At 68.1% G+C, this 18542-nt stretch carries 19 protein-coding genes and 4 pseudogenes; 10 read left to right on the top strand and 13 right to left on the bottom strand.

Annotated elements, in window-relative coordinates:
- From F7R91_RS24880 to F7R91_RS24900, 4 genes are all read right to left on the bottom strand, one after another.
- Positions 1 to 311 (bottom strand): hypothetical protein (locus tag F7R91_RS24880; protein WP_150951364.1); only part of this gene is annotated, 311 nt, incomplete at its 3' end.
- Between the two features lie 1009 nt (positions 312 to 1320).
- Positions 1321 to 1956: a transposase domain-containing protein gene (locus F7R91_RS24885; protein WP_150951366.1), complete on the bottom strand. Its 636-nt coding sequence runs from the start codon at positions 1954 to 1956 to the stop codon at positions 1321 to 1323.
- Positions 1957 to 2156: 200 nt separating this feature from the next.
- On the bottom strand, positions 2157 to 3209 hold the full coding sequence (locus F7R91_RS24890; protein ID WP_150951368.1) for an alcohol dehydrogenase catalytic domain-containing protein: 1053 nt from the start codon (positions 3207 to 3209) through the stop codon (positions 2157 to 2159).
- A gap of 478 nt (positions 3210 to 3687) precedes the next feature.
- On the bottom strand, positions 3688 to 3984 hold the full coding sequence (locus tag F7R91_RS24900; RefSeq protein WP_150951371.1) for a DUF6953 family protein: 297 nt from the start codon (positions 3982 to 3984) through the stop codon (positions 3688 to 3690).
- Positions 3985 to 4264: 280 nt separating this feature from the next.
- Here F7R91_RS24900 and F7R91_RS24905 point away from each other — a divergent pair, with 280 nt between their 5' ends.
- Positions 4265 to 4543, top strand: coding sequence for a DNA-binding protein (locus F7R91_RS24905; protein WP_150951373.1), 279 nt, complete (start codon positions 4265 to 4267; stop codon positions 4541 to 4543).
- A 153-nt stretch (positions 4544 to 4696) separates the two neighbouring features.
- Here F7R91_RS24905 and F7R91_RS24910 read toward each other — a convergent pair whose 3' ends face one another.
- Positions 4697 to 4945, bottom strand: a complete 249-nt coding sequence (locus F7R91_RS24910) for a hypothetical protein (protein ID WP_150951374.1) — start codon at positions 4943 to 4945, stop codon at positions 4697 to 4699.
- 43 nt (positions 4946 to 4988) lie between these two features.
- On the opposite strand from F7R91_RS24910, the gene F7R91_RS24915 reads away from it, so the two are divergent.
- The gene (locus tag F7R91_RS24915; RefSeq protein ID WP_150951376.1) at positions 4989 to 5804 is read left to right on the top strand and encodes a hypothetical protein; all 816 of its coding nucleotides are present in this window, start codon (positions 4989 to 4991) and stop codon (positions 5802 to 5804) included.
- Positions 5805 to 5868: 64 nt separating this feature from the next.
- Here the strand turns inward: F7R91_RS24915 and F7R91_RS24920 are convergent, their stop codons facing one another.
- The gene (locus tag F7R91_RS24920) at positions 5869 to 6150 is read right to left on the bottom strand and encodes a hypothetical protein (protein ID WP_150951377.1); all 282 of its coding nucleotides are present in this window, start codon (positions 6148 to 6150) and stop codon (positions 5869 to 5871) included.
- Positions 6151 to 6334: 184 nt separating this feature from the next.
- On the opposite strand from F7R91_RS24920, the gene F7R91_RS24925 reads away from it, so the two are divergent.
- The 3 genes and pseudogenes from F7R91_RS24925 to F7R91_RS24935 all read left to right on the top strand — a co-directional run.
- Entirely contained in the window at positions 6335 to 6628 is a 294-nt protein-coding gene (locus F7R91_RS24925) for a hypothetical protein (RefSeq protein ID WP_150951379.1), read from the top strand.
- A 270-nt stretch (positions 6629 to 6898) separates the two neighbouring features.
- Positions 6899 to 7014, top strand: a pseudogene (locus F7R91_RS24930) (IS5/IS1182 family transposase); the annotation flags it as partial.
- Positions 7015 to 7197: 183 nt separating this feature from the next.
- A pseudogene (locus F7R91_RS24935) lies at positions 7198 to 7871 on the top strand (transposase); the annotation flags it as partial.
- Positions 7872 to 8232: 361 nt separating this feature from the next.
- Here the strand turns inward: F7R91_RS24935 and F7R91_RS42900 are convergent.
- From F7R91_RS42900 to F7R91_RS42125, 4 genes and pseudogenes are all read right to left on the bottom strand, one after another.
- A pseudogene (locus F7R91_RS42900) lies at positions 8233 to 8470 on the bottom strand (helix-turn-helix domain-containing protein); the annotation flags it as partial.
- Positions 8471 to 8618: 148 nt separating this feature from the next.
- Positions 8619 to 9221, bottom strand: a complete 603-nt coding sequence (locus F7R91_RS24945) for a hypothetical protein (RefSeq protein ID WP_150951381.1) — start codon at positions 9219 to 9221, stop codon at positions 8619 to 8621.
- 25 nt (positions 9222 to 9246) lie between these two features.
- Positions 9247 to 10419, bottom strand: coding sequence for a NucA/NucB deoxyribonuclease domain-containing protein (locus F7R91_RS24950; RefSeq protein WP_150951383.1), 1173 nt, complete (start codon positions 10417 to 10419; stop codon positions 9247 to 9249).
- A gap of 277 nt (positions 10420 to 10696) precedes the next feature.
- Positions 10697 to 12400: a protein kinase domain-containing protein gene (locus F7R91_RS42125; protein WP_230989806.1), complete on the bottom strand. Its 1704-nt coding sequence runs from the start codon at positions 12398 to 12400 to the stop codon at positions 10697 to 10699.
- A gap of 207 nt (positions 12401 to 12607) precedes the next feature.
- Here F7R91_RS42125 and F7R91_RS24965 point away from each other — a divergent pair, with 207 nt between their 5' ends.
- Together F7R91_RS24965 and F7R91_RS24970 are read left to right on the top strand one after the other, a co-directional pair.
- Complete coding sequence (locus F7R91_RS24965) at positions 12608 to 12949, top strand: transposase (protein ID WP_150951387.1); 342 nt, start codon at positions 12608 to 12610, stop codon at positions 12947 to 12949.
- Between the two features lie 17 nt (positions 12950 to 12966).
- The gene (locus F7R91_RS24970; protein ID WP_191971619.1) at positions 12967 to 13635 is read left to right on the top strand and encodes an IS3 family transposase; all 669 of its coding nucleotides are present in this window, start codon (positions 12967 to 12969) and stop codon (positions 13633 to 13635) included.
- A gap of 46 nt (positions 13636 to 13681) precedes the next feature.
- Here the strand turns inward: F7R91_RS24970 and F7R91_RS24975 are convergent, their stop codons facing one another.
- Both F7R91_RS24975 and F7R91_RS24980 read right to left on the bottom strand, forming a co-directional pair.
- Positions 13682 to 14359, bottom strand: a complete 678-nt coding sequence (locus tag F7R91_RS24975) for a recombinase family protein (protein WP_150951391.1) — start codon at positions 14357 to 14359, stop codon at positions 13682 to 13684.
- 65 nt (positions 14360 to 14424) lie between these two features.
- Positions 14425 to 15072: a TetR/AcrR family transcriptional regulator gene (locus tag F7R91_RS24980; RefSeq protein ID WP_225320762.1), complete on the bottom strand. Its 648-nt coding sequence runs from the start codon at positions 15070 to 15072 to the stop codon at positions 14425 to 14427.
- Positions 15073 to 15123: 51 nt separating this feature from the next.
- On the opposite strand from F7R91_RS24980, the gene F7R91_RS24985 reads away from it, so the two are divergent.
- Positions 15124 to 16044: an SDR family NAD(P)-dependent oxidoreductase gene (locus F7R91_RS24985; RefSeq protein WP_225320763.1), complete on the top strand. Its 921-nt coding sequence runs from the start codon at positions 15124 to 15126 to the stop codon at positions 16042 to 16044.
- 139 nt (positions 16045 to 16183) lie between these two features.
- Here the strand turns inward: F7R91_RS24985 and F7R91_RS24990 are convergent.
- Positions 16184 to 16918: pseudogene (locus tag F7R91_RS24990) on the bottom strand (Tn3 family transposase); the annotation flags it as partial.
- Between F7R91_RS24990 and F7R91_RS24995 the strand changes: the two are divergent.
- Both F7R91_RS24995 and F7R91_RS25000 read left to right on the top strand, forming a co-directional pair.
- Positions 16884 to 17594 (top strand): hypothetical protein, encoded by a 711-nt coding sequence (locus F7R91_RS24995; RefSeq protein WP_150951394.1) that lies wholly within the window; start codon positions 16884 to 16886, stop codon positions 17592 to 17594. The pseudogene F7R91_RS24990 and the gene F7R91_RS24995 sit on opposite strands and share 35 nt — an antisense overlap.
- Positions 17595 to 17754: 160 nt before the next feature.
- Positions 17755 to 18522 carry a transposase domain-containing protein gene (locus F7R91_RS25000; protein ID WP_191971620.1) on the top strand — a complete coding sequence of 256 codons (768 nt, stop codon included), beginning with the start codon at positions 17755 to 17757 and terminating at the stop codon, positions 18520 to 18522.
- The last annotated feature ends 20 nt before the right edge of the window (positions 18523 to 18542 follow it).

The following is an 18542-nucleotide window of genomic DNA, read 5'->3' on the forward strand; positions in this document are numbered from 1 at the left end:
TCGATCTTCATGGCGTGGCGGCGGTGAGCGTCGGCCAGTTCCGCCGCGAGCCCTGTGGCCTTGTCCTCGGCTTCTGCCAGTCGGTCCCGAAGATCCCCCATCTCCTCCTGTGTCCGGTACAGGAGCAGCCGGTCGGGGTCACGGGCCTGGAGCCAGCCGTAGAAGAGCCTTCTGGTGAGCGCGATCTCGCGGTCGAGTTCCGTCGGGCCGGCGTGCGGTGCGGCGAGGGTGTGCAGGCCCCTGATCACAGCGGGCCGAGTGGGCTTCTGGCCGGACAGCATCCTGGACAAGGCGGACTCGCTGGCTTCCATGCCCGGGGCCGGTCCCTCGTCAGCCAGACGCTTTAGCCCAGCGCTCGTCACGGCAAGGGTCCCGATGGACGAGGCCACCTCACGTAGGCGTTCCAGAAATTCGCGTTCGGCGTGAGAGAGGTTCGGGTCCAGAGGCGCCATCGAGCGCCCACGGCGGCGAGCCGTGGAACCGTCCGGCTCCGTAGCCATCATGTCCCCCGGTTTGGTGTGGTCCTCGCGTTTGGTTTCTTGCATCGGAGGCAAGTTGCCCGCGCTGCGAAAGAACTCCGTTCTCTTTTCTTTCCTCTGGCGGCACAAATACTGCGAACCTCATCTTCTCAGTCACGGCACCGTGTGCGTGCCGGAACGGGAGGAATCGCCGTGACGTACAAGCCCAGCCCTCGCGCGGCAGACCGCAACGCACAGTCCTGTCTGCGACGCCTGCTCAGGCCTGAGATCCTGGAGCTGGTTGCCCTGGTGCTCCTCATCGCGGTCGCCGCTGCGGTGTACGTGCTTGCCGGGCCAGCGGGCTTCTCCGCCATCGTCAGCACGGGCGGTGGGCTGTTCGCCACCTGGCGGACGCGACATGGAGCCTCGGCCTATCGCGGCGGACTACGGGAGCAAGAGACAAAAGCGCCGTCACCGGATGGTAGGTGATCTCGACTGTGGAGCCGTCCGATGTCGCAGTGCCCATGGCACAGGTACGGTGTCGGCCAGCCACGCATTGGCCACAACCGTTGGATGTTGAAGGTGTGCAAGGCTCTGACCTCTCCGGCCGAGGTCTGCTCGGGGGCCGCATCCCGAAAACAGCCCGCGAGCCCCGGCCCAACTGGTCCGGGCCTCGCGGGCGTATCCGACACGGCCCGGGACCGACGGCTGCGTGGACCAGCCCGACACCCTGAAGAGCAAGCCGCCTCAGCCGGCGAGGCCGCCAGATCGAACCACTGTTGGGGCCGTGGCGACAGCCGTGCCGCAGGGCGTGACCACCTCCTGCGCCCGGCACAACTTTGAAGGGCGCCACGTGAGTACGTCATTCCCCGTCCTGCAGGCCTGAATGGACAGGGCTCCGCAGGACCATCCGCTGCCCGACCTGATCATCAAGGCCACCGGGAACAGCCCCGCGGACAGCTTCGCCTCCCCCACCGTCACGGCCTTCGAGAACATCATCGAGGCCCTGGAGACAGCGGGGCCCGAGCATCGCGCCCGCACCGGCGTTCGAACAGCGCCTGGAACGGCTTGTCTCCCAGGCACTGGCGGGCTCTGGTGAGGCCGAGCTGGTGGGCAGGCGCTGGACGCTCCCGCCCGACAGGTGCCGCAGTTTCTCGGTCGGGATCCGCAGGACCGCCCAGTATCCCGGCGGACCGGCACTGTCGGAGCTGCTGAACAGGCACAGCGCCAGGACGAAGGAGACCACCGCACGGGCCGGCAGGAGCCTGCGGCGGCGTTCGGCCCTTCCCGTCAACTCCCATACTTCGTCGACTACTTCGGGGGTGATTTCCTCGGTGAGTACGCCGAGCCTGATCCGGTCGCCGAACTGCGGCTCCAACCGCCTTCGACGGCTTCGAGAGGACCCCGGACGGACCGCCGTCGCGACGGTTGAGGCGGCAGCGATGGCAGACTGAGCGCCCAACGGGGCTCCCTGGCAGACCGTGGCGGATCCCCCCATAAACCCCAGGTGCCCACTCGCCCAGAACAGCCACCAGTACGCGCTCTACCTGCACTGATGCGCTAAATCACTGGCATTGCTGGTCAACGGCAATTTCTACACGTTCATGTCGCAGGAAACCGCATCGGACCCATACCTCTTCATGGAGGTAGATAACCGCCGCACCAACGACAGTGCCCCGTCAAGGCGGTCGACGTGGATCAACGGGAGGGGTCGAGAAGGATCTTGCGGACACCGTCGGCCCGACTGTTGAACAGTTCGTACGCTTCAGGGCCTTCGGAGAGGGCGAAGCGGTGGGAGACCACGGCCTGCGGCGTGATCCGGCCGGCCTGCGCGAGGGGGATCAGGGCGGGCAGTTCGTAATGGGTCGAGCACAGTCCGATGGCGAACTCCAGCTCCTTGATCTGGGCCAGTCCCATGTGGAAGGGGAAAGCCTTGCTGTGGCTCACCCCGATGACGCTGACCCGTCCCGCCTGCCGGACGGCTTTGAGGGCGAGTTCGATCGTGGCGTCCGAACCCACGGCTTCGACCACGGCGTCCGGCCCCCGCCCTGCTGTCGTCTCCCGTATGGCCGCTCGTGCGTCCTCGCCCTCGACCGGCTCGACGCCCAGGGTGGCGGCGAAGGCACGGCGCCCCGCAACCAGGTCCGCGCCCAGGACGCGGGCAGCGCCCATGGCGAAGGCGGACTGCGCGGCCATGAGTCCGACCGGGCCGAGGCCGATGACCAGGACGGTCTCGCCGGGCTGGATGCGGGCGCGGCGGCAGCCGTACCAGGCCGTGGGCGCGTTGTCCGTAAGGACGATGGCCGCCTCGTCGGAGATGCCTTCGGGCAGGTGCACCAGGTTGACGTCGGCGTGGGGCACGGCCAAGGCCTGGGCCTGACTGCCCGGAAGCTGCGGGCTCACTCCATAGCACAGATCCGTCGGGGCTTGGGCGCGTTCGCACCTGGCGGTGAGCCCCTTCGCGCAGGTTCCGCACAGGGTGCAGCCGACCGACGCGGGCACCAGGACCCGGTCGCCGGGCTTGAAGCGGGTGACCTGGCCGCCCGTCTCGACGACCACGCCGACGCATTCGTGCCCCGGCGTGTAGCCGACCTCCGGGCTGAACCCGTTGCCACCGTAGATGTGCAGGTCGCTGCCGCAGATGCCGGCCGTGGTGACATGGACGACCGCATCGGTGGGACAGGTGACGGCCGGGTCCGGCACGTCCTCGCAGCGGATGTCGTGGCGGCCGCGGTAGGTCAGTGCCTTCACAGGATTCCTCCAGCAGGGCGCGGGGCGATGCCCGCGCGATTCCCTCACACATCCACAACCATACCGACCAGTAGGTATGCGGAGAGGGTGACCTTCACCATACGCCGCGTCCGCCCGGGGCCCGTAGCGTGACCGGGGCCGGTCAGGTGAGTGGTTCCAACGGCGGCGCGAGAAGGACGAATTGCGGGCGCAGGTCTGGCTGCTTGTGGAGCGCAGCCCGGCCGTCATCTCCCGGGCCTGCGCCGTACTCAACGGCGGCCGCGCCGGTTCGGCGACGTCGTCCTGGTCGTGGTCGTGCTCGCCCATGCCTCCATCGTCCTCCGCGTCGGCGGGCCGGGCCAGGGCGTACGGAAGGTGTCCTCTGACAGGCGATCTTGACCGAGTGCCACGCGAGCTTGACTTCCGCGATCCGCACTTCGGCTATGGGCAAGCTGATTCGGGGCCTTCGCCGTCCGCGTAGAACAGGACTGCCCACGGTTCAGGCCCCGACCGGGTCAGTCGGCCCCCGCTTGCCGACCGGGTCGTGGGGGCTGCGCAAGAGCCACCCCTTCCACCCGTTGTTCCAGACCACGGTGTCTCCGCTGATCTCCTTGAATGCCTTCAAGACCGTCTTGTGGATCGCCGAGTTGCCGTTGTCGTAGGTGTAGGTCAGGCCGTCGTCGAAGTTCTTCGCGATGTGGTCAACCGCATCGCTCTGATACAGCTCGTGAGCACGAGACTCGGTGATCTGCTGGAGCATCCAGGCTGCAGCGGCCTGAGCATCAGTGGCACTCATGCGGGGACCCTGATATGCAGGCGTTTTTGTCAAGGGCACAGGGGGTTCCGGGTCCGTTGGCGCGGGCCGGGGAGTGGTGCTGTGGGACCGGCGGGAGGCCGGTGGCGTGTTGTGCGGCGACGCGCGGTCAGCCTGATATCCGCGGGTTGGGTACCGCATGACCGGATGTTCGCCGGGGACGGGGCCTCCGGTCTACAGCCGAGCGTGGTCCGCCGAAGCGGGTGCTCATAGGGTCCGCGGGCATCGTCCCTCGCGCTGAACACGTCCCGGCCTCCCGTGGATGGTGCCGACAGGCGAGCGCAGCTATCTTCTGCTCAAGGTGGATCGGGTTGAGGACGACCTCTGGATGTCCCAGCCCGAGGCTGCTCGGCAGCTGGGCATCGCACTGATCCGCATCGGGGCATTGATTGCCAACGGCCACCTGACCCCCGTGGAGAACCCGGTCGGACGGGCCGGCGTTTCCATCGCCAGCGTTCAGGCCGAGAGAATCTGGCGAGAGAACGCACCACTTCGAGCGAAGGTTGCCCGCCTCCTCACGGACGCGATCAGCTGGTTCTGATCGGTGATCCACAGGTCCTGACGATCACTCGGACGTCGCCCCGACGTCCTTGGGAGAGGCCCCGCAACCTTCGTGGACGCGGCCCGCGTGCCGCTCGACGGATCCGGGGGGCGCAGCACACGACCAGCGATCAGATGCCATGACCGAGATATGTCAGTGGGGGCGGTTAACCGGCAAGCGGCTCCACCCGCGTGTGAGTCGGACAAGTGTCGCGATCACGCCGATGCCGAACATGACGGCACCGAGGCTGGCGCTGCGCAGCAGGCCGAAGGTCAGCGCGACGGCAATGGCGATCAGGGAGCCGGAGATCACGACCTGTCGCTTCGGGTCTTTGAACTTCCAGAATCCGAGCAGCGTGAACACCAGCCACGCGGTGAGGTAGCCGACCGCTACGAAGATCATGATCGATTTTCCCCCTGAACGAGGTCCTGGGAGAGGGCTGGTCATGCCCTCTCCCAGGTTCAGTCTGTCACCCCTGATTGCCCCCGGCGCGTGGCATGCTCTGCGCGCCCCCGCAGACGGCGCCCGGCGCGCCCTCGCGCCCTCGTCCTGCCGCAACCCGCCGCCTGGACCCGGAAGACCCGCTGGGCCGCCGCATCTCCGGGCGCTGCGCGAGGTCCAGCACGACCTGAGCGCGGCACAGCCGGACTGGGACTTCCAGGGACTGATCTCCGCCGACGGCTCGGCCGTGGCCCTGCGCGTCACCCCGCGCGATCGCTCCGTCCCCCGCATGGTCCGCAAGGCGGTGGGCGACGGCGCCTGCGACCCGGACGAGTTGAGCAACACCCGCACTACGTTCCTCCCCGCCGACCTGCCCCCACCACCCGACTTCGCCCCGGCCCGGCATCCCCGCGAGGTCCCGTACCTGGACCTCCAGGTCGCCCCGAAGAACGAGGCCTACCCGTACGGCGTGAAGCTGGAACTCGGCGACTGGGCCTACGCCTTGGAACCCCGAGCCGTCTTCTACGGGCCCGGCTGGTACCCCTTCCACGAGCACGTGACGCGCCGGGAGAAGGGCCCCACCGCCCCGCTCAACGACCGCGACGTTCCCACCGGACGCACCGTTCCCGCCCGGGTGCAGCTCTCCCCCGACGTCGCGGACTTCTCCTGGGGCAACGAGTACGTACAGCTCACCCCCGTCAACCACCGGATCGAGGCGCGGCTGCACCTGTACGTCGGCCAGGAACAGGCCCGCACCCTGGTGCGCACCGTGACGCTGGACGTCGATCTGCGGGCGCGGGTCTGTCCAATCAACGGCTGATCTTGGTTAGGGTGTCAGCTGGTGGTGGGGGTGAGTCGGCCCTCGAAAGCGATCTGGAAGGCGTTCAGGGGCGCTTTCCAGCGCATCGTCCAGCGGCGCGGAAGGGAGCCGCCGGCGAGCTGCTTGCCACGCTGCTCGAGGTCGTACGTGCAGGTCGGCGTGTGCGGGTCGAGAAGTAGTGGAAGGTCCGGCCGTCGGGATCATCCGCGTTGCCGTGCCGGCCGCTCACCCTGGTTCCGCACCCGCCGCCCTTGAGGGGCATCACGTAGCGTGGGTGCGGCTGACGGTCGATCTCGGACTGGTCGTACTCGTTGCCCAGCGCGTCCTTGATCCACGGGATGCGCACCCGCGCTGCTCCTTCGCCACACACCTCTCCCCGTCAGCGGTTCACCCCGCGAGAAGTTGTTCCGCATCCCCCAAAGTGATCTCCTGGTAGGTTCTCGGGCGGCTGCGTTCGCCACGGAGTCAGGGGGCTCGATCGCAGACCCCGCAGTAGATCAACGCCCCTTTCCCCGTCCTACGCTGGTGTGATGAGCGTGGGGATAGAGGTGCTGATCGTGGACTGGCAGCGGGTCGAGGCTGCAGCGCCTGACGACCGCGGAGAGATGCTGATCGATGCCGCCTTCGGAGACGGATACAGCGACGACCTCTTCGAGCACGGCTGGTCCTGGTCCATGCAGCCGGGTGAGGACTGGTACGGCAGGTACGCCCTCCGGAACACGCTCGGCTCGTACAAGCCGCACTTTTGGGCTGGTCATCGCTGGGACCACATGCGCGACTTCGTCGAGCCCGGAGTGCGCGCGGCGGTGGACCGGTTCAAGTAATGCGCGAGCCGTTCACACAACACGCCGCGGAGCCCAGCGGATGGATCACGACCTTCGAATCGTTTGCCGACTTCCTATCCGACTGGGGAGAGGTGGTCACGGAGGCGGAGCGCCGCGGCTGGGGCATCATCGGCCTGTGCTGCTGACCGCCTCGGGGCACCGCTCGCATCCAACCCGATGACGGCCGCGCTACGGGCACTGGTCGGCTGGTGAGGCCGCGCGGAACAGGACCTGCCACGGCAGGCACCTCGCCGCGCGGCCGACCCAGCCGCCTGGCTCGGCGGATGCCGACGTCTGCACGACGCTACGAACGCAAGGCCGACCACTTCCTGGCCTTCACCGCGATCGCGGCCACACTCATCTGCTACCGCCGACTCCCCAAATGAAATGGCCTGTTATGCGAGCAGGCTGCTGCGGGCGAGCCATTCGCGGGCGGACAGTGATCCTGCTGGTGCGGCGGCGCGGTTCAGTCGTTCGGCGTCCTGGAGATGGCCCTTGGCAAATCTGAGGTGGGCGAGGCCGTGCAGGGCGTGGCTGTTGCCGCGGGCCGCTGCGGCGTGTGCCAGGCCCTCGGCGCGCTGCTGGTGATTGCGCATTCCGAGAAGCAGGATGCGGCCGCGACCTGGAAGAAGTCTTTAGGGCATCATCCGCTGATGGGGTTCGTCGACCACGGCGGGGGCGGGTCCGGGGAGCCGGTGGCCGGGCTGCTGCGGCCCGGGAACGCGGGCAGCAACACCGCTGCAGACCACATCGAAGCCGCCCGGCTCGCCCTGAAGCAGCTGCCGAAGAAGTACCGGCGGGGTCGGCAGACGCTGATCCGCACCGACTCGGGCGGAGGCACCCACGAGTTCGTGGACTGGCTTTCCGCCCGCGGCCGGTGGCTGTCCTACTCGATCGGCATGACCATCACCGATGCCATCCACCAGGCGGTCTTGAAGGTCCCGGCCTCGGCCTGGACGCCGGCCGTCGAGCCGGACGGCGAGATCCGCGACGGCGCCCGGGTGGCCGAGCTCGACGGCGACTGCCTGACCGGCCGGCCCAAGGGGATGCGGCTGATCGTGCGGAAGGAACGGCCGCACCCCGGCGCCCAGTTGCGTTTCACCGACCCCGACGGCATGCACCGACCTGCTTCGCTACCAACACCAGGCACACCCCGATCGCCGCGCTGGAACTGCGCCACCACCAGCGGGCCCGCGCCGAGGACCACATCCGCGCCGCACGCGCCACCGGCCTGCGCAACCTCGCTGAGTCCTCCGGCCTGCACCCGCTCGACACCTTCCCTCACGCCTTCCATCGGATCCCTCTGCACCGTCGCAACTTTGGTGCATTGCTCAGCCTGCCAAGCGTCGTGAGCGGCCTCGGAGGATTGCCAGAGTGCCCGAGAGGACAGGACGACGCTTACACCGGCGCCAGCCGTGACGAAGGCATTTCGTATGCGGTGCCGAGGCCACCAGCTGCTCCCCCGGTCGGAGGAACGGTCCTGGCTCTCGGATGGCGTCTCGTCCACTGGCATGCCAACAGGGGACGAGAGACACCCTGGCTCAGCAAGGAGCCACGCGGCACGCGGAAGGGGATTGCGCTCAGCGAGTGATACGCGTGCAGTCGGCTGCGGACTTCGAGATTCCGAACGGCGCTGAGAGTTGGCGCTGTGTCAAGTTGATTCTCCAATACACCGCCACTGCAGGACGCGATCCTCCAGAGGCAGGCTCTGTGGCCGGCCTCGGCGGAGCGCGTCCGCCTTCTCGCGGCGCAGGGCGGTCACGAGCTTGCCGAAGCTGCGTGCGCTCAGCCGGTGAATGGGCCTATCCAGGTCGACTGCAACGCCGTGATCACCGCCGAGATCCCGACGCCGCCGAGGAAGCCGGACGCACAACCCGCGCCGAGTACCTCCGCCTGCTCGCCCTGGCGTGCCGTCCACCCGTGCCGAGCTCATCCTCGAGGTGCTGTGGTGTCCGATGGGTCTCCCAGAGACCCACCGGACACACCACTGCTAGGACTCCTCGTCGCGCAGGGATCGGTGCAGGATGTCGCGTTCCCGGGCGGACTGGCCGCGGGCAGGGCCGCTGGTCACCGGCGCGCTAAGGGGTGTGGACGAGCGCTGCTGCGCCCCGTCGCGGTCACCGGTACTCAAGGTCAGCGGGGGCGTCGGCGCGACCGGCCAGCCCTGGATCAGGTAGTGCTCGGTGATCTCGCGGGTGGTCAGGTCCACGGCGGTGTCCCGGCCGCGGGCGTGTACCCGCAGCCGGTAGTCGCCTGGGCCGGAGGCCGCCAGCGAGGGCAGTTCCTCCTCCATGTCGTCCATGAGGGCGCCGATCAGCAGTTCTCCGGAGGGGGTGTGCACGGACACTTCCACGATCTCCTGCCACGGTCCGGGGTCGGCATCCGGCGTGGTGCGGTGTGCGGCCACGGTGACCTGCGCGTTGCCGCTGTGGATGCCGGTTTGGATTTCTACTTGGCCGTCGCTGAGGGCGATGAGGCCGTTGTGTGAGACGTCCAGCTCATCCTCGGTCACTGGTGCTTCGGGGTCGTAGACGAGGTAGTGGTGGTAGTCGACGCGGACGGGTCCGCTTCCGGTGTGTACGAGATCGCTCACTGCTGTGCCCCCAGGAGATGACCGGCTACGGCTTGATCCACATCAGGAACCGGTCCTTCTCGATGATCCGGTTGTAGGTGTAGAAGTTGTTCAAGGCATTGCCGCCTTGGCTGTTCTGCTGCGCGTTGATCATGCGCCGGCTGAGGTTCCCGCCACTCGTTGCGGCGCCCTGCCAGGTTGAGGCGAAAGGGTACTCGTCGCAGCTCTTGCCCTCGGGCCGGGGAAGGCTTGACGGGCAGGCCATCTCCCGGTTTTCGTTGCGCTTGGCGGTGTTCGTCAGGCGCTCGAGATAGCGGGTGGTGCCGTGCTTGCCGGGCAGGTTTTTCTCGTTCTGCGCGTACTGGATGTGTTCGGCCAGCTCAGGGTAGGGGCCGGACTTGGCGTACACCATCTCCGGGATGTATCCGGGGTTGATGCAGCCGGGCTTACGGGAGCGGCCCGGCAGGGCGGTGTCGCAGCGCACGTCCGAGGTGCTCAGGTCCAGTGGGTTGGTCGAGCCCCACTGTGGGTTGGTGAACTTCCAGGTGATGACGCCCCGCCCGCGGCCCTGCTTGCCGCGCCGTGTGGTGTCGATCGTGCTGTCGATGAAGAACTGGCCGTAGGGCTCCTTGCTCGCGCTGATCGTCTGGGAGGGGAAACTCCCGTTGGCGACCTTGCACTTAAGCTTGCACTTCGCCTTGCCCTGGGCCTTCGTCCCCGACGTGCCCTGGCCCCAGCGGCGCGCCTCCAAGAGCACCACTTGGTAGGCCCACCGCTTGGAGTCCCGGGCGGAGAACTCATAGCCCACGGCGAGATAGTCGATTCCTCCGACAGTCCTGCCGCGGCTGTCGCGGACCTTCAGCGTGTATCCGAAAATGCCGCACCCGTTGGTCCGGGTGATGTACCACGTGTTGACCACCCCGTGGTCATCGCACCAGTCCGGCCATTTCCAAATCTCATCCCGGGCCGCACTGACCGTGTCGGCCGACAGCTCCGCGGGCTCAACACAAGCGCCGTACTGCCCATCCGCCAGGGCCTGCTGAGCCGCGTCATCGCACGCATTCGCTGCCGCGGCCACCGGCGCAGGCTGCTCGCTCGGTTTCGGGATGTCCGCTTCGAAGCTTCCGAGGTCCTCTGACTCCGAGTCAGGGACGTCCTCTGCGTCCTCCGGTTCGAAGCCCGGCAGATCCTCAGACTCCTGCGCAGCGTCTTCATCCACGTCTGCGGGGTCGACACCCCAGGGGTCCTCCGCCTCCGGCGCAGGAGCTGCGTCCTCCGATACTTCAACGGCAGTGTCCGATCCCGGCACTGGCTCATCTGATGCCTGCGCAGTGCTCAGGCAACTGCCTAATCAGAGCTGGTCGGCTTGATTCCCCAGGCAGACCCGCGCTTCGTGGTCGGGCGCCTGGTAGCCGGGAGCCTGTCGCGCTGTGTGATCGGCAATCGCCACACGACCACCACACCGTCGGCACGCGGGTGAGCGGCGTGCCCAGGAGTCAACTGTTCAGTTTGGCCGCCTGCATGGCGGTGAGCCGGCGGACGTAGAGGGCGGCGGCGACTGCTGTCGGCACGACGAGGACGTGCAGGATGAGGTTGATCCAGGTTTCCGGCAGGAACGCGTACGCGTAGTCGTAATCGCTGCTCACGCCGTCGTCCACGTCCTCGGTGTGCTCACTGAGGAGCGCTGTCCACGGGGTCCAGAAGAGGGGCGAGGTCAGGAAGGTGGTCAGCCACAGCGCCCACCAGGCGTTCAGCACAAGGGCCGGTGCGGGGCTGTGGCCGGGGCTGGAGGCGTGCCAGACGTCGTTGGCGATCTGCTTGGGCAGGAAGAGGTTCGCGATGGGGATGAACCAGCCGATCACCGCCATGGACGGGTCGTACCGCAGCCGACCGGGCGCGAACTTCTCGGCGGTGGCGCGTACGCGGCTGAACCAGACGAGCCAGGCCACCAGCAGCGCTGCGCCGAAGCAGAGCTTGGCGTACCACAGGAGGGGGAACGAGAGGACGCCCCATTCCCCCAGGTCCCAAACGTCGTCTGCGTCCGGGAGAGGCTCGTCATACAGAAGACCCTGTCCGGAGGCAACGTGGAGCTGCTGGACGACCGTGAGCGCGGAGGTCAGGGCGACGAGGGTGAGGAGCCAGTAGACAGCGGCCCGGCACCCGTCGGCCGGGGTCTCGTGGCCGCGGGCGCGGCGGCGTTCGTCGGCCAGCCGGGGCTTGGGCACCCCCACCCGACCGTCCTCGCCGCCGGCGCGGGTGGCGGGGTCGGCAAAGGGAACGGTGGACGGGGCAGTGGGCGGCCTTCCCGGTGCGGTCACGGCTTCGGCCATCGCCTCAACGCCCGCCTCGGCGCTGGGGGTCATCCGAGTGCGCGGGTCCTCCTGGTCGAGGAGCTGCACCGCTTCCTGGCCCAGCCGGGCCAGCACCTCCGGCGGCAGCCATGGCCCCAGCGAGCGGTACTGCGTCTCTTTCCTCTCCCGCAGCTCGGCCAGGGTCGGCCGGTCGGCTGGGTCCTTGGCGAGGCAGTCTTTGATCAGACCTAGCAGCGGCTCCGGTACGCCGGTGAGGTCCGGCGGCTCGTGCACCACCCGGTACATCAGGGCGTGCAACTGGCCCTCGGTCGCCTCGAACGGCAGCCGCCCGGCGGCGGCGAAGGCCAGCACCGCGCCCAGCGAGAAGATGTCGCTCGCCTCAGTCAGCCTCTCGCCCCTGATCTGCTCCGGTGACATGAAGCCGGGCGAGCCGACCACCACCCCGGTGGAGGTCAGGCCCCCCGTAGTGGAGGAGTCCACGGCGCGGGCAATCCCGAAGTCGATCACCTTCGGCCCGTCGATGGTCACCATGACGTTCGACGGCTTCAGATCGCGATGGATGAGCCCAGCGTCGTGGATGTCGCCCAGGGCACGGCACAACCCGGAGGCTAAGCCGCGCACCGAGCGCTCCGGCAATGGCCCGTGCTGCTCCGCCACTACCTGATACAGGGTCGGGCCGGCGACGTACGCCGTGGCCACCCAAGGCAGCGCCGCGTCGGGGTCGGCGTCCAGCACGGCGGCCGTCCACTCCCCACCGACCTGCTGGGCCACGGCGGTCTCCTTGGCGAACCGGAGCCGGAAGTCGGGGGCTGCCGCCAGTTCGGCGCGGATGGTCTTCACCGCCACCATCCGGCCACGCGGGGACCGGGCCAGGTAGACCACGCCCATGCCACCTTCCCCCAGCCTGCCAAGAAGCCGATAGTCCGCGATCCGGTCAGGGTCCTGTTCCTGCAGAGGCTGCACCGCTGATGGCTCCCTCCCCGTGAACATCACTACGGCGCACCAAGACTAGCCTCGGATCTTCATAGGTATCGGTGATCAGCTTGACCCTCCCCTCGTACGTGGAGACCGTGACCGGAGGGATAGTTGAGGGTCGTGGGATCCAGGAAACGCATCTACAACGCGGAGTTCCGTGAGGGGGCGGTACGGATCGTGACGGAGACCGGGAAGCCGATCCCGGAGGTGGCCGAGGAACTCGGTGTGCATCCGGGGACGCTGCACAGCTGGGTGTCGCGGGCCAAGCGCAACGGCTCATCGTCGTCGGACACGCCCGTCCAGGCGTCGGCGGGGGCAGGCTCGGGTGGCCGGTTGCGGGAGGGTGAGCGGGCCGAGCTGGAGCGGCTGCGGGCCGAGGCCCGGGAGAAGGACAAGCGCATCCGCGAGCTGGAGATGGAGCGTGATGTGTGCAAGCGATTCGTGGCCTTCTGGGTGAAGTAGCTGAGGCAGACCCGGCCGTGGCGGTCAGGGTGATCAGCAGCTGCAAGGCCGAACAGAAGATTCCGCATCGCATCGGCTGCCGGGCACTGGGTGTGTCCGAGTCCGGGTTCTACAAGTGGCGCGATCGTGAACCGACCGCGCGGGAGGTGCGCCGGCAGCATCTGGCGGAGGAGATCGAGGAGATCTTCCAGCGGTCCGGAGGCACTTACGGCTCGCCGAAGGTGTTCATCGAGCTGGTCCGGCGCGGCTGGCGGGTATCGGTGAACACGGTCGCCAAGGTCATGGCCGAGCTCGGGCTGGCCGGACGGAAGATCCGGCGGCGCCGGTCACTGACCCGGCCGGGCAAGCGGCCGACGGCCCCGGACTTCGTGCGCAGGGACTTCACCGCCGAGGAGCCCGACCTCGTCTGGTGCGGCGATCTCACAGAGATCGACACGGGCGAGGGCAAGCTGTACTTGGCGACTGTCATCGATCTTTTCTCCCGCCGCTTGCTGGGCTACGCGATGGGCGAGCGGCATGATGCGGAGCTGGTGGTGGCGTCGCTCAACATGGCCGCGGCCACCCGTGGCGGCGATGTACGCGGCGTGATCATGCACACGGACGCGGGCTCAATATACGTCCTTGCGCTGGCCGAGCACTTGGAGAAGGCCGGCATCGCTGCCTCGATCGGATCGGGGCGTGAGTAGTTGCGGTGCAGAAAGTGCCGCTGAGATTGATCTTGCTGGGGTTCGGCTACTTCGCGGGGCCTTCGAGCTGCCGGGGTAGGGTGCCGGCGCGTAGTTCCCGGAGGTCGGGGATGTGGTTGTAGAGGGTGCCGGGTGAGACGCCGAGGAGCTTGGCGATCGAGGTGATGGAGCGGCCTGGGTCGGGCAGGAGGTCGCGGGCGGCCTTGATGACTTCCTCGGTGGCGACGCTGGGGCGTCCGCCGACCCGGCCTCGGGCGCGGGCGGCGGCCAGGCCCTCGCGGGTGCCGATGACGATGAGTTCGCGGATGAACTCCGCGAGGGCGGCGAAGACGTGGAAGACGAGCCGGCCGCCGGGGGTGGTGGTGTCCAGGTTCTCGTGCAGCGAGGTGAAGCCGATACCGCGCTCGCGCAGGGCGGCGACCATGTTGATGAGGTCCTGGAGGCTGCGGCCATAGCGGTCCAGGCTCGGGACGACGAGGGTGTCGCCGGCGTCGAGGAAGGCGTGGCACGCCTTCAGCTCCGGGCGCAGGTCGGTCTTGCCGGACTTCTTGTCGGCGAAGATCTTGCGGCACCCGGCGGCGGTGAGTGCGTCGATCTGCCGTTCGAGCTTCTGCCCGCCGGTCGACACCCGCGCGTACCCGATCTTGATCTCGGGATGGCTTCCGCAACCGGCAGAGCGAAGGCACCCAGGAGGTGCAGGTTGAGCGAGACGAAAGGGGAGCATCAGCTCGCCGCGGGTCCTCGCCGCCCTCGCACGGGGCGCCTGCCGTCGAGGGGGCGTGGGCTTTGCTATGTCATTTCACCGGCGTCCGTGACCATGCGGACGAGGGTGTCGACGAGTTCGTCGGCGGTGGTGTGCCACTTGTCTGTGTCGAGGTGGCCGCTGAGCTCCATGCCCGCGATGCCGTGGGCGCTGGTCAGCAGCAGGGCGCCGTAGCGTCGTGCGTTCCGCTCTCCCGCGAGGGCGGCGACGATGTCCAGGAACTCGTCCTGAAAGCGTTCGGCCGCGCGGTCGGCCACGGCCGGGTCGCCTTCCGGCCCGCATAGCTGACGCCGGATGCGATCCATCCCGTCACCGAGTTGCCCAGGAAGATTTGCGCGCCGCCTGAACAACACCTGGTACAGGTGCGGCCGGTTCCGGCCGACGTCGATGAGGGCGCGGAGAGCGCCGCGCAGCTTCTCGGAGGCAGACAGGGCCGGGTCGGTCCGAAGGGCGTGCACCTGGTCGCCGATCCCTTCCCAGCTTTCGGCCGCGACGGCGGTCAGCAGGCTGTCCTTGCCCGTGAAGTGCCGGTACGGCGCTCCCCGGGACACGCCTGCCCGCGCGCCCACCTCGCGCAAGGTGACCGCTTCGGGGCCGCCGAGGTCGAGGAGCTCGGCGGCCGCGTCGAGCAGAGCGCGGCGGGTGGCGGCGGCGGACTCGGCACGGGTGGTCATGACGCCCATCATACAGTTGACAGTGTCATCTGAACCGGTACCGTAGCCAAGGTGACAACGTCATCTGAAACCCAGAAGTTGATCGTCGTAACCGGAGCCTCCACGGGCATGGGCGCGTCAGCCGCCCGCGAACTGGCTCGCCAGGGATTTCACGTCCTGGCCGGCGTGCGACGCGACCGTGACGCCGACGCCATTCGATCGACCGGCATCGAGCCGGTCATCCTCGACATCACCAAGTCCGAGCAGGTGGAGGCACTCGCCGCGCGGGTCGCCGACGACCCGCGCGCGCTGCACGCACTCGTCAACAACGCCGGCGTCCAGGTGAACGCCCCGGTCGAAGCCCTGCCGATGACGGAGTGGCGGCAGGTGTTCGAAGTCAACCTCTTCGGCCACATCGCCGTCACTCAAGCGCTCCTACCCGCGCTGCTGCGCAGCAAGGGTCGTGTGATCAACATCAGCTCGGTCGGCGGCAAGTTCGCCATGGCCACATACGGCGCGTACGCCGGCGCGAAGTTCGCCCTGGAGGCGGTCAGCGACTCGCTCCGCCGGGAGGTCGCTCCGCTGGGCGTACAGGTGGTCGTGGTCGAGCCCGGCGGCGTCCGCACGGAGATGGCTGCCCGCGGGGTCGAGACGGCGAACCACCTGGCTGCCCAGATGACGCCGGAGCAGGCCGAGCGTTACGGCAGCCTGGTCCAGGCGAACAACAAGTTGATGACCTCGGGCACTGCTTCAGGCCTGACCGCCGACGCCGCCGCCCGGGTCATCGCGAGGGCCGTGACGACGCGTAGACCGCGCACCCGCTACACCGCCGGCCGGGATGCCGCCCTGATCATGCGCCTGGGCCCGATGCTGTCCGACCGCACGCTCGACCGCGTCCTCGCCGCCAACCTGCGCCGCCACTACCCGAAGGGAGCCGTTGGCCGACGAGGACTCCACGAACGGCTCCGTCCCCTGTGGTGCGGCCACCGGTGAGCTCACAGTCAACGGACAACTTGCCCTCCTGCTCGGGACAAGGACTCTCCCGGCGTCAAGCCGCGGGCTCACTGCACGAGCGTCGCACCGCGGCCAGACCACAGACGGCTTTCATGCGCAGGGCATCCACATCAGGTTCTCAGGCTTCGTCCTCGTCGTCCTCGATGGCGTCCGGGTCCCGGAAGGGCCGCAGGCCCTGCCCGGGGCTACTCGCCTTGATGTTGAAGAGGTAGCGGCCCAGGAAGTGGATGTGCCGGTCCTTGAGCGGGGAGAGGCGGGCGACGTCCTCGTCCTTGATGTCGTGGTCCCCGGCGCGGAGCTGGGCGACGGCTGCGTCGAGGTAGCGGGTGTTCCACAGGACGACGGCGTTGAGGACCAGGCCGAGGGCGGCGAGCTGGTCCTCCTGGCCCTCGCGGTACGTCTGGCGAATCTGGCCCCGGCCGCCGTTGGCAGATCGCGCGGGCCAGGCGGTGGCGGGACTCCTGCACGGTGAGTTGCCGGTTCATCAGCGGGCGGTAGGTGTCGTCGACCGGGTCGACCAGGGCGAGCAGGTGCATGGTCTTGTCGATGCGGCCGTACTCGGCGAACGCGGCCCCCAGCGGGGTGGGGTGGCCCTCACCGAACATCCGCAGCAGGTCGTAGGCGCGGACCTGGTTGGTGATGAGCGAGCCGGCGACGCGGAGCATGTCCGGCCAGTGCGTGGCGATCCGCTTGAGCGGGCCGTCCCCGTCGGGCAGGTCCGCACGCCAGAACCGCTGGTCGTCCAGGTCCCGGAAGCGCGGGGCGAAGCGGAAGCCAAGCATCTTGTACAGGCCGAAGGCCATGTCGAGTACGAGGCGTTGTCGGTCACGACCATCTCCGGCTTCACCCCGCCGCACATCAAGCGCTATGAGGCGTGCATCGGTAGCTTCAACTACGAGTACGAGGGCAGGGTCATCAAGGACGGCAGGCCCACCGGCGAGATCCTGAACGCCTCATGGGCCGTCGGCCAAGAGGTGAAGCTGTCGGGGACCTCGACAACGTTCACACAACAACTCGTCCTCGTGCCGGTGGCGATCGACGCGAAGTTCGGGTCGGTGACGCTCAATGTGCAGTTCGACTGCCTCCTCGCCGACCGGTGCTCCAACGGTCCGCAGTCGTGGGACGGGGCGCTGGAGTGGACGGGTGCGGATCCGTTCTCACACTCCTCGGTTGGGAAGATCGACCACACCTGGAACGCGGCGAACAAGGCGGACACACTGGACCTGTCCACGAAGATCACCGCCTACTCGCCGGTGGCGAACCCGGCCGCGATGCGTTGGCAAACCGATGGTGCGCAGATCCGCTGCGACAAGATTTCCTCCGACACGCCGGGTTGCACCTTCTACAAGTACATCCCGACGTGGGTGATGAACTTCGCCAAGACGCCGCCGGCCGTGGCGCACGCATGGCTGATCCAGGCCAAGCTGCCTAACCACCCGGTAGCAAGGCAGCCAACAAGCCGCTGTTCTTTCTTCCTGCCGCGGATAAGAACCAGCACGGCCGCAATCCGAACCACAACCGCGAGGTGATCTGCCCTGATAAGTGGGCGGCTAGGGCCTTCCCCCAAGGCCGGGTAGTTAGCGTTTTTTGCAGGTCACGCAAGGGAGTTGAGGAAGTCCTGACATGCAGCAACGGAGCTCGTTGGTACAGGCAGTCGAGCCAAGACAGCTTGTTCCCGAAGGAGCTCCGTTGCCCGGTCATTGTGTCCTGCCGTCGCCGCTGGCGACCATCACCCGTACGGTCACTGTGGCCGCGAGTCGGTTCGCGCCGGGCCATCTGGGAGAGCTGACGCCGGTCGTGCCGTTCGAGCTGGTCGATGCCGTCTTGTCGGAGACGCGGACCGTGCAGCGGCGGCTGCGGGATCTTCCCTCACGGGTCGGGGTCTACTTTCTGCTGGCGACGTGCATGTTCCCCGAGGTCGGCTATGGGCTCGTGTGGGCCAAGCTGACGGCCGGCCTGTCGGGGATGCCGGTTGTCCGCCCGAGCACGAAGGCACTCCGTGACCTGCGCCGCCGACTCGGCAGCGCGCCGGTGCGTGCGTTGTTCGAGGTGTTGGCCGGGCCGTTGGCTCGGCCAACCATGCCGGGGGTGCGGTTCGGCCCGTATCGGACGGTGTCGTTCGACGGCTGCAGCTCGATCAAGGTGCCTGACAGCGAACGCAACCGGGGCTGGCTGGGGCGGTGCCCGCACGGCGGGTATCCCCAGGTCGAGCTGATGACGCTGGTCGAGACCGGCACCCGAGCCGTCATCGCGGCGGTCTTCGGCCCCACCCGGGAGGGCGAAACCTCCTACGCCACCAGGCTGTTGCACCACCTCACCGCCGCGCACGCCACCGGCGCACAGGTCCTGGGCCGCATCCGCCAGCGCCGCCGCCCACCAGTCCTTCAAACTCTCGCCGACTCCTCCTATCTCTCGGTCATCGGCGGCGTCCCGTGCGCATCATCGAAGCCCAGGTGAGTATCACCTGCACCGATGGC

The sequence above is a fragment of the Streptomyces luteolifulvus genome, from assembly GCF_008806595.1.
Classification (GTDB): Bacteria; Actinomycetota; Actinomycetes; order Streptomycetales; family Streptomycetaceae; genus Streptomyces; species Streptomyces luteolifulvus.

What these genes read in the sequence shown, in the direction of transcription:
- F7R91_RS24910 (WP_150951374.1), bottom strand. Translation starts at nt 4,945, where the DNA reads ATGATCTTCGTAGCGGTCGGCTACCTCACCGCGTGGCTGGTGTTCACG.
- F7R91_RS24885 (WP_150951366.1), bottom strand. Translation starts at nt 1,956, where the DNA reads ATGGGGGGATCCGCCACGGTCTGCCAGGGAGCCCCGTTGGGCGCTCAG.
- F7R91_RS42125 (WP_230989806.1), bottom strand. Translation starts at nt 12,400, where the DNA reads ATGGGCGTGGTCTACCTGGCCCGGTCCCCGCGTGGCCGGATGGTGGCG.
- F7R91_RS24900 (WP_150951371.1), bottom strand. Translation starts at nt 3,984, where the DNA reads ATGAGTGCCACTGATGCTCAGGCCGCTGCAGCCTGGATGCTCCAGCAG.
- F7R91_RS24975 (WP_150951391.1), bottom strand. Translation starts at nt 14,359, where the DNA reads ATGCTCCCCTTTCGTCTCGCTCAACCTGCACCTCCTGGGTGCCTTCGC.
- F7R91_RS24925 (WP_150951379.1), top strand. Translation starts at nt 6,335, where the DNA reads ATGAGCGTGGGGATAGAGGTGCTGATCGTGGACTGGCAGCGGGTCGAG.
- F7R91_RS24915 (WP_150951376.1), top strand. Translation starts at nt 4,989, where the DNA reads ATGCCCTCTCCCAGGTTCAGTCTGTCACCCCTGATTGCCCCCGGCGCG.
- F7R91_RS24905 (WP_150951373.1), top strand. Translation starts at nt 4,265, where the DNA reads ATGGTGCCGACAGGCGAGCGCAGCTATCTTCTGCTCAAGGTGGATCGG.
- F7R91_RS24980 (WP_225320762.1), bottom strand. Translation starts at nt 15,072, where the DNA reads ATGACCACCCGTGCCGAGTCCGCCGCCGCCACCCGCCGCGCTCTGCTC.